The sequence below is a fragment of the Sphingomonas sp. GW821-FHT04B01 genome (assembly GCF_059420425.1).
The window spans coordinates 15,613-27,969 of sequence record NZ_JBWKTR010000017.1 but is presented as its reverse complement, the minus strand read 5'-3'; the positions used below and the strand labels follow the sequence as shown (position 1 = coordinate 27,969).

Annotated in this window: 8 protein-coding genes; 2 read left to right on the top strand and 6 right to left on the bottom strand. The window is 64.9% G+C overall.

Annotated features, from left to right (window positions below):
- Positions 1–74: 74 nt before the first annotated feature.
- From AC07UH_RS20715 to AC07UH_RS20705, 3 genes are all read right to left on the bottom strand, one after another.
- Positions 75–380, bottom strand: a complete 306-nt coding sequence (locus AC07UH_RS20715; RefSeq protein WP_495189979.1) for a hypothetical protein — start codon at positions 378–380, stop codon at positions 75–77.
- A gap of 410 nt (positions 381–790) precedes the next feature.
- On the bottom strand, positions 791–2,554 hold the full coding sequence (locus AC07UH_RS20710; protein WP_495182049.1) for a hypothetical protein: 1,764 nt from the start codon (positions 2,552–2,554) through the stop codon (positions 791–793).
- A gap of 127 nt (positions 2,555–2,681) precedes the next feature.
- The gene (locus AC07UH_RS20705) at positions 2,682–4,175 is read right to left on the bottom strand and encodes a PAS domain S-box protein (protein WP_495182050.1); all 1,494 of its coding nucleotides are present in this window, start codon (positions 4,173–4,175) and stop codon (positions 2,682–2,684) included.
- 230 nt (positions 4,176–4,405) lie between these two features.
- Between AC07UH_RS20705 and AC07UH_RS20700 the strand changes: the two genes are divergently transcribed.
- On the top strand, positions 4,406–6,280 hold the full coding sequence (locus AC07UH_RS20700; protein WP_495182051.1) for a TIR domain-containing protein: 1,875 nt from the start codon (positions 4,406–4,408) through the stop codon (positions 6,278–6,280).
- A 147-nt stretch (positions 6,281–6,427) separates the two neighbouring features.
- On the opposite strand, the gene AC07UH_RS20695 is transcribed toward AC07UH_RS20700, so the two are convergent.
- On the bottom strand, positions 6,428–9,328 hold the full coding sequence (locus AC07UH_RS20695; RefSeq protein ID WP_495182052.1) for a TonB-dependent receptor domain-containing protein: 2,901 nt from the start codon (positions 9,326–9,328) through the stop codon (positions 6,428–6,430).
- 76 nt (positions 9,329–9,404) lie between these two features.
- A complete protein-coding gene (locus tag AC07UH_RS20690) occupies positions 9,405–10,172 on the bottom strand; it encodes a peptidyl-alpha-hydroxyglycine alpha-amidating lyase family protein (protein ID WP_495189980.1) in 768 nt (255 codons plus the stop codon).
- Between the two features lie 288 nt (positions 10,173–10,460).
- Here AC07UH_RS20690 and AC07UH_RS20685 point away from each other — a divergent pair, with 288 nt between their 5' ends.
- Complete coding sequence (locus AC07UH_RS20685; RefSeq protein ID WP_495182054.1) at positions 10,461–11,405, top strand: LysR family transcriptional regulator; 945 nt, start codon at positions 10,461–10,463, stop codon at positions 11,403–11,405.
- On the opposite strand, the gene AC07UH_RS20680 is transcribed toward AC07UH_RS20685, so the two are convergent.
- Positions 11,402–12,340 carry an amidohydrolase family protein gene (locus AC07UH_RS20680; RefSeq protein ID WP_495182055.1) on the bottom strand — a complete coding sequence of 313 codons (939 nt, stop codon included), beginning with the start codon at positions 12,338–12,340 and terminating at the stop codon, positions 11,402–11,404. The two genes, AC07UH_RS20685 and AC07UH_RS20680, sit on opposite strands and share 4 nt — an antisense overlap.
- Positions 12,341–12,357: the final 17 nt, after the last annotated feature.

Below are 12,357 nucleotides of genomic sequence, written 5' to 3'. Positions count from 1 at the left end.
CCCAACTGTCTTCTTCTCTGCCGTCGCGCTCGCGGCCACCGTCATCTTCTGGCTGTGACCAATGAGTCCTGAGCCTAGGTGATGCCCACAGCGAACTTGACGGTCGCGCCGTCATCATCGTGCGCAATATCCGCGATGCTGTCGCCGAACCGGTAGGTCGCATGGTCCTTCGCCGGCTCGTAGAGCAGGCGAGCCAGATCGCCTCGCAGGATCTCCATCTCAGCGGTGGGTCCGTCGGTGCCCGTGTCGGCGGTGAGGAACTGGGCGACAACCGTGCCGTCCTCCTCAACCCACGCCGTCCCCTTCTCGCCGGTGCCCTGCTCCAGCGCGGTCTGCTCTAGTCCCATTCGGCGAAGCACCTCGCGGCCGACTCCGCGCACGTCGATGTTCTGGCCGCCATCGCGAAAGCCCTACGCTCGTTCGACCACGGTAACGTCAAAGCCAGCACGCCCAAGCCACCAGGCGACGGTGTTGCCGGCGACGCTGGCGCTCATGATCAGGACACGATGGGACATGAATGTGCTACTCCCCGCCTGCCCAACGAACGACGGCGGGTAAATCGCCCTTGGAACCTACGTGGCAAACATGCGCGCAGGGCGAAGCCGGCGGCATCACCAGGACCCAGAAGTCGGTCGTTCGCGGTCTCTTTTTTGCGCTCCTACTTCGGACATCCATTCATCTTGGCCGTTGTGGAGGTCCTGAGGCTCGGACGCGCGCGCTACCCCGCCAGCTTTCCCGATTGGAATGATGTTCGAGGAAATAACCATCTGTTTGGTATCAGCAGAGCATCTCAGCCTGGTAGGCTTAGTGGCCGCGCGCGCGTCGTCCGGACCCATTGTGAAACGTCTGCTGTCAAAAGTTCTGCCGTCCGTCGGATGAGGCGGCGTAGTCCATCGAACCCCGGGGCCTCGTCCGCAACGATCCGGCGTAGCTCGGTGAGCTGCGTTGCCAAGGCGGCGTTGCGCTCGGCCGCGCCTGCAAAGTCACCCTGCATACGGATCCCGTAAATGGCGGCGCCGATCGCCGGGAGCGCCGCGCTGACAACCGTCACGCCGAGCGGTAAGCTGTGCTCCGCTCCTGACGTGTGCGAAAAGGTCCAGACCACCTCGATGCCGAGAACGCCTGCACAGACCAATGCCGTCGTCGCGAACAACGCTCCGCCGATGCGATGCAGCCGGTGTTCCAGCCGGTGCATCCGCCCAGCCTCGCGGCGGACATAGCCGATCTGATCATCGAGCAGGGCGGCGAGGCCGGCGTGCGCGCTGGCAAGATAAGGCGCATCGATCCTGGCATCCGGGAGCCCGAGTCGCCGCGCGATGATCCTACGTTCGCGTCCAGCATTGCCTGCATCCTGCCCCTGCGCGCCCCGCAGGAATAGATCGCCAAGTGCTGCGGACACAGCCAGGCAACGAAGCTCTTCAGCTAGGGTACGCTGATCGAGCCAGCGTCCGTGCCAGCCCGCCCGCGACCCCCAGCTGGTGATGAGCAGGATCATCGCGATCGACGCGAACTCACCCGCAGCAAGAAGAGGTTTCACTGCGATCGGCACGACCAGCCCGAGCAGAGCCAGCGTAACCGCGAAGGCGGCCAGCGCGAAGCTGCTGACGAACGCGCTGCGGAACAGTTGTGCGGCGAGGCTCGCTTCGCAATCCGCGGTGTCGAACCGCGGCCAGAGCTGCGCCTCAACCCGCCCTGGCATCGAGTCGGCGTGCGACCCGTCCGGTACCCGCATGGTAGGACACGGCCGGCGGAGATCGGCGAGCCGAAAGCGGCGAACGCCCGTAAGCGCCAGAAGCAGCGGATAGGCGATAGCGAAAAGGGGCGGTGCATCACGCACCTTACGGCGCCTACTGCTATCTTTACTCTTCGGCAGACCAGCGCTCAGGCGCGTCATCAGCGTAGGCAAATGATCCAGGCTCCCACGGGCGACCGTGTCGACCGCTTCCGGCCCCGTGTCGTGCTCGTTGAGACCGCTCCAGAGCAGTGTCGGTGGGATTGAAGGATCGGGATGCACGACGATGACCGGAACCGCGTGCGCGACCGCCTCCGCGACGATCTGCGCCGCCCCGCCGCGGCCGCGAGCGGGCCCGCCGTCCCAGATAGCGAGCAGAATATCGCTTTGGGTAAGGACTACGCGGCCCGCCCGTTCGTAGGCGGCAGCCTCGCCACCAGGCTCATCGCGGCTGCCTGGCAGTTCAAGTACGTTGGCCGACACGTCCAGCCGCGCGCGCAGGTCGGCGGCACCTGCTCGATCGAAGTCATCGGCGTAGTTGGCGCGTCCGAACGGCAGCACCGTATCGAGCTGCCACCTACGCGCGAGCGCCGCGTCCGCCGCGATCATGTCAGCGCCTTCGGCGAGGCTACCGATCAGGCGGAAGTCGTCAGAGGGGGCTGCCCGCTCAAGGATAGCCATTACGTCGGCAAGTCGATCGGCCAGCGCGGCGAGGTCGTATTCTGCGAGTCGATCGAGCCGGTGACCGGTAACCCCCACCCCGATACGCGCGCAAACCTCATCGCTCGTCAAAACGACGAGCGGTCGGTCAGAGGCCATCATGCGAGCACCGGAACGGCCGAGCCAGCCTGCTCGACACCCGCAACTGACAGCTGGTTCCGGTGATGAGATCGTTCCATGTTCGACGCCTGTGGCCTGTGGCAGGGTTGAAGAGAGTGCGAGGATGCCATCAGATCACGCGCGCCAAGGCGATGGCGAGTAGGTCGCACGACGCGCGTCGCACGCTTTCGATCGCCTCGATGAAGCGTTCGGTGACGAGCAATCGCGACGGCGAGGCGGGGTCGCGCCGCAAACCACATCCCTCCAGGCTTTCGATGATCCGGCGAACCTGGACGCGCGAGACGTCGAACCGCTGCGCGTAGTCCGTAAGCGAGATGCCGATCCAGCCTTCCCCCGTGGCCCCGTTCCGCGCAATCGCATCCGCCGCGATCGCAAGCGCGACTGTTTGCCCGCGCGCCATCAACGAGGTTCCGTTCAGGCGTCTGGTCAAGCCATCCCCACCCGATCGCAGGTCATCGAGCACTGCCGCGGCAAACGATGCAAGCAGCGGTATGGCCTTACCCTCGTCAGCTCTGATCGCCTCCAGCGCCAAGACGGCGCGATAATCAGTCAGAGCAAGACTCTTGAGGTCGATCTCGAGCAGCGCGGCGAACGACTGTGTCATCGCAGGCTCGATACGATAAGGCCGAACCCGGCCCGACCGAAGGCGAGCGGCAACCTCGATGAAACCCACGTCCTGTAACCGGGCAAGGAGGGCGAAGGCTCGGTTCGCGCTCATCAATCCAGACGCGACGCTGACGGCCTGCAACTGGCGCGGATAAAACTGATCGAAATGCGCTAACCGGATCGCGAAGAGGCCGAGCGTCTGGCTCGGTACATCGCGAAATCCGCGGCGGAAGGAGGGGTTGTCGCCGACGTGCTGCGCCTTCTCAACGATCCAGGTCCTCAGTCCCACGGACGCGTCGCCGCCAGTTCCTGTTTGCTCCAACTGAATGCGTGCGGCAGTGGGCGGCTCTGTCGTGATCTGCAGTGCAGCTGAAGATTGATGCCGGTCGAGCGTCGGAACGGACGCCGCCCACGCGGCCTCTCGCTCTCGTTCCGCAAGCTTCGCGATGAGTTCCTCGAGCGTCACAACCGAGCGCCCGAGCGTCTGCACCAGTGCATGTTGCCTAGGGGTCAATTCGGTCTCGCCGAGCGCCTGCACTGTCGTCAGGATCGCACTGACGGGTGCCTCCAAGCGGCTGCCGATGTCGGCCAGCGTCTCGTCAAGGGCTGCCCTCGCGACCTGGGCCTGCTCCTCCAGCAATCGCTGTGTGGAGATGTCGCGAGCGCGGCCCAGGATCACGTCGCCTACGCGCTGAGCGTGCCATTGAAGATCGCGATATTGTCCATCGCGGCGGCGATAGCGGTTCACGAAGTCGACCACCTGATGGCGTCGATCCGCCTCCGCCATGCGCTGGAGCGTTGCAGGTACGTCGGCAGGATGGATGAGTGGCAGCAGTGGCGTGTTGCAGACTTCGTCTGTCGATAAGCCCAGTGTTGTCTGCCACGCCTGGTTCACACGTACGAGGCGCCCCTGCATATCGCGCACGCACATAAGGTCGGCGGTGCCGTCGAACAGCTTGAGCGATGGCTCTAGATCAGGGTCGCAGGCGGGGATCATTGGTGTAATCCGTATCGCAGCCCGATCGCAGTCCGCAACCTTTTGCGACGTTTATGCGCTCGCCCAGGTCGCTTACATCTTCATGCACCAAAGATGTTCGAAGCGTCCCTAATTTGGACATGGGCTAGCGGGGATGCCGCCGATAACGTTAAATCGCTGGGGCTGCGGCGCGATGGTGTTTTCGGTAGACGAAGGGCAAGTTGCGGTCCGGGGAAAAGGTGGGGGCCGACGTGACCGAAGTGTTTGTGTCGTACAAATCGGAGGACCGCGCGCGCATCGCGCCGCTCGTCGCCGCGCTGGAGGCTGACGGCCTCGCCGTTTGGTGGGACGCGCATATTGGCGGCGGCTCGTCGTGGCGGCAGACGATCGAGGACGAGCTGACCGCGGCGAGATGCGTCATCGTCGTGTGGAGCGAGCGGTCGGTCGGGCGCGAGGGCAGCTTCGTTGCGGACGAGGCGACGCGTGCGCAGCGGCGCGGCGCATATCTGCCGGTTCGCATCGATCCGGTCGACCCGCCGCTCGGCTTCGGCGAGACCCAGGCCCTGTCGTTGATCGGCTGGAAGGGCAACCGGACTGACCCGCAGTACCAGGCGCTACTTGTGGCAGCGCAGGCGGTGATCGCGGGCACGCCGCGGCCGATCCCGCCGGCGTACCAGCCTAAGCGCGGCGTCGATCGGCGCCTCGTCATCGGCGGCGGCGTGGCGGCGGTCGCGGTGGCGGGCGCCGGCGGCTGGTGGGCGCTCCACCGCGACAGCGCGCCGGGCGACAGCGTCGCGGTGCTCCCGTTCGACAATCTCAGCGGCGATCCTGCGCAGGCCTATTTTTCAGACGGCATCGCCGAGGAATTGCGCGATGCGCTGACCCGGATCGCCGGTCTGAAGGTGGCGGGCCGCAGCTCGTCCGAGCTCATGCGCGACTCCGACGGCCCGACTGCGGCTGCGAAGCTGGGCGTCGCCAATATCCTGAGTGGCACCGTGCGACGTGGCGCGGGCATGATCCGGATCAACGCGGAATTGGTCGACGGCATCAGCGGCCTGACCCGCTGGTCGCAGGCCTATGACCACGCGCTCGGCGACACGCTGGCGATCCAGACCGGCATCGCAGAGAGCGTCGCCGGGGCGCTCAGCATTGCGCTGGGCAAGGCGCAGAAGACGCTGCTGACTGCCGGCGCGACGACCAATCCGGCGGCGCAGGATGCGTATCTGCGCGGTATCGAACTCGTCCGAAAGAACGAAACCGTGCTCGCGATCAAGGATTTCGACGCGGCGATCGCCGCCGATCCCGATTTTGCCAAACCCTATGCGAGCAGAGCCGGGGCTCGCACGGGCGTGGCCGCGAGCACGCTCGGCGGCGGCGCGCTGCGCGCCGAGCTGGCCAGGGCAGAGGCCGATGCCCGGCGCGCCATCGCGCTCGCACCGGGTACCGGCAGGGCACGTGCTGCCCTTGCCTTCGTTCTCCAAAATCGGCTCGACATCGCCGGAGCTTTGAAGGCCTATGATGCGGCCTATGCCGCCTCGCCCGACGATGCGAACGTCCTGCGTAACAGAGGCGTTCTGCTGGGGAGTTTGGGCGATCCCGAGGGACTCGTGTTGTTCCAGCGCGCAGAAGCGCTCGACCCGCTGCGGCCCCGAAACCCGCTCGAGCGGGCCAACACGGAGTTAAATCTTCAGCGGTATGACGATGCGATCGCCTCGGCACGGACTTACCTCGCAACGAAGCCCGGGGATCCACAGGGGACTTTTGTGCTGGCGACCGCGCTTCTCGCCAAAGGACGATCGGGCGAGGCCTTGCGAGCCGTCGCAGCCACCGCCTCGGACGATCCGTTCGTACTGCCGATCGTCGCCGCCGCCACCGCTGCGACCGATCGCGCCGCTTCCGATCGCGCGCTGGCGACGCTGGCCGCGAAATACGGCTCCAACGCCCAATATCAAATCGCCGAAGTTCATGCCTGGCGCCGCGAGCCCGACCTCGCCTTTGCCGCGATTGCGCGCGCCTGGGACGGGCTCGATCCAGGGCTGCTCGGCCTCAAGACCGACCCGCTGCTCGCGCCGATCCGCACCGACCCGCGCTACGGCGAGTGGCTGCGCAAGATCGGGTTTCCTTGAGCGACACAACAGCAGGCAATCGCAGCCCCCCTCGGCGGCGCTACAGCGATGACCCAGATCCGGTCATTCCGCCGCCATGGCTGGCTTCCCAAATCCCGTCATTCGTTAATGTTGCCGTGGAACCTCAGGAGAAGCGAATGTCGCTTCCTAAAAGCGCACCCTAGCGCCAAACCTGAAATTGCGACCGACCAGATCGTACAAAGCGGCGTTTGTCGCGATCGCGATGTTGTTGTTGCCAGGCGCGACCGGCGGATCATGATCCAGAATGTTACGCACGTCGACGTAGAATTCGAGCTTGCCGTTAGACGGTGGGAATGGGACGGTGATCTGCCCGTCGAGATATAATTGCGGCTTGATGTGCTGCAAGTCGACCTGTGCAGCAGTCTTCGTCACATCGTATTGACCACCCCCGATCAGACGTCCCTGCAAGAAGAACGAGAATGCATCACTCGCAAGTGTCGCCTGGGTATTGCCCGACCAATGCGGGGTCGGACTCAGACCCACCTCTCCGGCGCGGTTGATGGTCGCCGAGCCGGGAACGGTGTTCTCGAGCTTGTCGAGATAGGAGACGAGCGTCCGCAGCGACACGCGTGAATTGGACCCCACCAAGTTGCCGATGTCGACCCGATAAGTCGCCTCGATATCGATGCCCTGTGCCCGCAACTGGGCAAGATTGATCGGCACGCCCAGAACCTGCGTCAGACCGCCAGCCGCGTTGCGCGTAGTCTGAGCACAGGCGAGCTGGTTACCAAGGAAGCATTGGTCGACCAGCTGCTGCGGCGTGATCGTCTGGATCGCGTCGGCAACCTTGATGTCGTAATAGTCGACCGAGAGCGCCAACCGGGGGATTTGGACAGGCTCGATGACCGCGCCGATCGTGAGAGTCTTGGTGGTCTCCGGTCGCAGATCCGGGTTGCCCCGGTTGATGAGCGGAACGCCTCCAGTGATGCTGCCGCCCTGGAACGGATCCGTCACCGTCGTGGTCAGGGTGCGCCCCCGATTGAACAGTTCGGATGAGTTGGGCGCGCGGATGTCACGCGACCGTGTCCCCCTCAGGCGCAGGCCGTCGAACGGCGTGTAGCTCAGCCCTGCCTTCCACGACCTGATCGTGCCGCTCGTACTATAGTCGGTCACCCGTCCCGCCGCGTTCAGCTCGAGGTTCTTGGCGAACGAAAGATCGCGAAGCAGCGGTATCACGGTCTCCGCATAAGCTTCCTTCGCGCTGTATCCGCCGCGCCACGGCTGCGGGTTGCCGAACAGATACTGTCCGGCGATGGATTGGGGATCGGACTCCACCGACGCGTGCTCGCGGCGCCACTCGCCGCCGACGGCCAACGAAATGGGCCCGGCCCACCCCTCGATCAGCTTGCCCGACAGGTTCGCAGCCGCAACGTCCTGCTTCAGGCGCGACACCGCGCTGCTGGTCCCGATCGCATAGGCTAGCGCCGCCGGCGACGGGCTACCTTCGCCGAAGATGTTGAGCGGAACGCAACCGTTCGTAGGGTTGGTCAGCGTCGAGCGGCAAACGATCTGGCCGTTGGCGGGGTTGACCACCGCGTCGACGGCGAGGTTGTACCGCGTGGCGTTCTGATCGTTCTCAATGTCGGTGTTCTGCTTGGCGAACGCGTGCTGGTAGTAAGCGTCGTACTTCCAGTCGGATCCGATCTTGCCGCTGAAACCAGCATTGTAACGCTGGGTCCTGGCATCGTTGTCGGTGTGGACGAACCCGCCTTCGCGCGAGTAGCGCAGCACGGTGAAGCTCGTGACGCCGACCGCGGCCGCGCGCGTCTTCAACGCTTGCGGCAGGTACGCGTTGTCCGCGCGGACGGTGAGTTGGTTACCGAAGCGATTGCGGTTGTACGAGTTGACGTAGTCGCTCTCGCTCTGACCGTAGAGCGCCTCCGCGTACACCTTGGTGTCGGTGAACACCTCATACTCAACCCGGCCGTAGATGTTCTTGCGGGTCAGCGGCCGAGCGATGTCCTGGATGAGCTCGGTGTTGATGCCGTCGCCGCCGATCTGAAGCTCGCCGCTGCGATAGGAACCGAAGCTGTAGGGCGCGGTCGCGCCGCCCGCCAGGAACTGGATGCCCGCGAAGCTTGCGTTCGCGGCGACCGTACCGCCGTTTCCGTTCTGGATGAGACCGCCGAACGTGCCGACGGTCCTGACGTTCGACGTCGTGATCAGTCCGCCCGCCGGGCCGACGATGAAATTGTTGCCGCGCGTGGACCAGTCGCGCTTCTCAGGGCGTGCGCCGCCGTTGTCGAAATACTCGCCAGCGACGACCACGTGGCCTCGCCCATCGGCGAAGTCCGAACCCGCCGCAGCCTGGAACTTGACCTCGCGGTTGTCGCCAACCTGCGAGAAGCCGTAGTACCCGTCCGCCTTCACTCCCGAGTAGCGCGTATCGAGGATGAAGTTGACCACGCCAGCGACGGCATCCGACCCATAGGCCGCCGAGGCACCACCCGTGACGATCTCCACCCGCTGGATCAACGCGGCGGGGATGAGGTTCACGTCGACGCTTCCAGTGAGCGGACTCGTGGCGAAGCGCTGTCCGTTGACGAGGGTCAGCGTCCGCGACGCGCCGAGCGAGCGCAGATCGAGGAAGCTCTGGCCCCCGCTGATCGTACCCGGGTTTCGCTGTGGCCCCGACGTGTTGGCGAGTGCCGGCAGGGTGCGAAGCGCCTCGCTGACCGTCGATGGCGCAGCCTGAGTGAGCTGTTTCTCGCTGAACACGGTGATCGGCGTCGGCGCCGTCATGCCGGTCCGCGCGATGCGTGAGCCCGTCACGACGATATCGGCCCCGGTCGGATCAGCCTGGCTCTGCTCTGCCGTTGCAGCGCCCTGCTCGGTCGAGGAAGCGGTGGTCTCGGTCGAGACCTCTGGCGCCTGCGCGTCTCGAGCGGGCGCGTCGGGCGTCGTCTGCTGCGGCGCCGCTTGGCTTGGCACCGTCTGTGCGGAGGCAACGGTGGCCAACGCGATACTGCTCACACCGGCCAACATCGCGACCACGCGACGGGGCAGCGGAAACGTTCCCTGGATCATCGTCTTTCTCTCCTGGACCGCCCTCTTCGGAGCGTTGCTATTCGTTCGAATGGTCAGCGCTTGAGAGATCTCTCCCTCAGCGCACGAATTTTTGGATGGATTTGCCACGCGCTTCCGCGACGTAGATCGAGCCTGACCGATCGACGGCGAGCATGTGAGCGCCCTCGAGCCCTTCGGTGAAATGATCAACGACGTGACCGTCTCGTGTCGCGACGATCGTCAACTGCTCGGCCGCCTTGGTTCCGTCGGCAACGTAGAGGAGCCCGCCGCGTCCGATCGCCAAGCCGAACGGCGCTCCCACGCCGGTGATCTCGCCCCGGTACGCGCCGTCTTGATCGAACATCTGGACGCGCTTGTTCGCGCGATCCGCCACGTAGAGCCGACCACGAGCATCGGCGACGATGCTATGCGGAGTGTTGAATTGACCCGGTCCGGTTCCATTTGTTCCCCAGAACTTCAGCAGCGTGCCGTTGCGATCGTACTTGATCACACGCGCGTTGGCGCTCTCGCCGTCGGTGACGAAGATCGTGCCGCGATGACCAAAGGTCACGTCGCTGGGACCGTTCAGCGATGTGCGGGATTGATTGTCGCCGCTGACGCCGCGAGTGCCGAGGGCAAGCAAGAGCTTGCCGGTCGGGTCGAACTTGAGCACCTGGTGCAGCTTGCGATCTGTGATCCAGACGTTGCCGTCGCGGTCCACCCTCAGCCCGTGCGCGTCGGGAAAGGCACCCTCTCCCCATGTGCGGATCAGCCGCCCGTCTCCGCCGAAGATCATCACCTTCGAGGGTTCGCCACGCTGGAGTGTGTAGATCCGACCTGCGCTATCGATATCGACGGCGGACATGATCTGCCATGCCTGGCCATCCGAAAGCTGCGCCCATTTTACGATGGGATGGTAGGAGGAAGCTGCGCGGCTTGGCGCGTCGACGAGGGTCAGCCCGGCTGCGAAGCAGAAGCCAATCGCGCAAAGCCTCGCTGTTGTCCTACGCTGGCGGGCGAACGGCGCTGCCGACGATTTGGCCCAGCCACCAGCCCTGATCGCTACCCTCTCCATGGCACCAAGGATTAGGCATCTGGCTTATTGCGTCCAATATCATGTTGACAGAGCGCTGATAGCGATATGGAATAACGCATGGACTTCAGACAGCTCCGCTACTTTGTCGCCGTCGCCGAGGAACTCAGTTTCAGTCGAGCGGCGCTACGGCTCAACATCAGCCAGCCGCCGATCAGCGTTCAGGTGAAGGCACTTGAAACAGACCTGGGCGTCACCCTACTCGATCGGGATCGACGTTCGGTCGAGCTCACCGAGGCGGGGGAGCTCTTCCTCGACCATGCGCGACGGGTGTTGGCGGAAGTCGATGCTGCCCGTCTGGCCGCACGCCGTGCGGCAAAGGGCGAGGTGGGCGTGGTTCGGGTCGGCTATACTGGTTCCGTGCCGATGCTGGAAATGTTCTCGGACCTTATCCGTACCTTCCGCGCCGAGCGACCGGGTGTCCGGCTCGAGCTTCGCCACATGTCGACCAACGCCCAACTACGCGCCATCGCCGCGCTGGAACTGGACGTCGGGTTCCTGCGGCCCTGCGCCGACTTCACGCCGGCGCCGCCCCTGGCGTTGACGCCAATCTGGCATGATGAACTGATGGCGTTCTTTCCGAGTGATCATCCGCTCGCCGGTGACACGGGCCCGGTGGACCTCAAGATGCTCGCGGAGCACGAGATGGTCTGGATCGCCGGCAATGTCGGCTGCGGCGTGCACGATCAGATCAGCACGCTCTGGCGCGACGCAGGATTGGTCCCGCTCGTCGCTCAGGAGGCGCGCGAGCTCCGCACCGTTCTCAGCCTCGTCGCGGCCGGCGTCGGCTTCACGATCCTCCCGTCGTGTTTTCGCCACGGCGGCGTCATCAACGTCAGCGAACGTCCTCTGATGGGACCGATGCTCCAGAGCAAGCTCATGCTCGCTCGCCGCTCGCACAAGCTCGCCCCCTCGATCCAGAATTTCGTTGCACACGCCGAAACAGTCGCCACCCGTTGGGCGCAGCAGACAGGCGTACCGCCACGCCTCTCGGTCGCCGCCTAAGCGAAACCGTAGAGCTTGGCGGGATTGTCCGCGAACACCCGTTTTCGCAATCGGTCGGTGCGAAGCCAATTCGACACTAGGTCGACCAGGACGGCGTCGTCCGGCTTCTTGTCCTCGGCAAGCGTGGGATGCGGCCAATCGGTCCCCCAGACCAGGCGTTCGGGCGCGATCTCGAGGTAGCCTTGCACTAGCGCCGCGGCATCCGGATAGTCAGGCGATCCGGCGCTTCCGAACGTGTAGAGACCCGAGATCTTGGTCCAGGCCTTCCCCGCTTTCATCAGACCGGAAACGATGCCGAAAGCGGGGTGGCCGACGCCCGCCGCACCGATTTGTCCCAGGTGATCGAAGACGACCGGCACCGGCAATGACGAGAACAGGTCGGCATGCTCGACGATGCGGTCGGGTTTGGCGACCACCTGGATATGCCAGCCAAGCGGACGGAGCTTGGCCGCGACCGACTGCATGGCCGCGACCGGCGCGCCGTTTGGCGACGAGAGATTGAAGCGGACGCCACGCACGCCTCGTGCCGCCATCAATCGCAGTTCGGCGTCGTCGATGGCGGGATCGATGACGGCGACACCCCGTGCCTCGACGCCGAACGCGGTCAGGGAGTCGAGCAGGAGACGATTGTCGGTGCCGTACAACGAAGGCTGCACGATCACGTGGCGTCGAAAACCGAGCCGGGCCTGCAGCGCGCGATAGTCCGCGATTGTCGCGTCGGCCAGACGTCGAGGAGCCTTGGGATCGATTGGATATCGGGAGTCGTAGATATGATGATGCGCATCCACGGTACCCGCAGGCAATCGACTGCGCGGCCGGGTCTCGAATAGTCTGACGGCGGCGTGCCCCGGACCAGTCACGCCGATCAGAGATGCAGCAGCAATGCCGCCCATTGCGGCACGCCGGCTGCATCGAAGGTCACCGTCCTGCGCCATGTCCCTGCCTCCCGTCA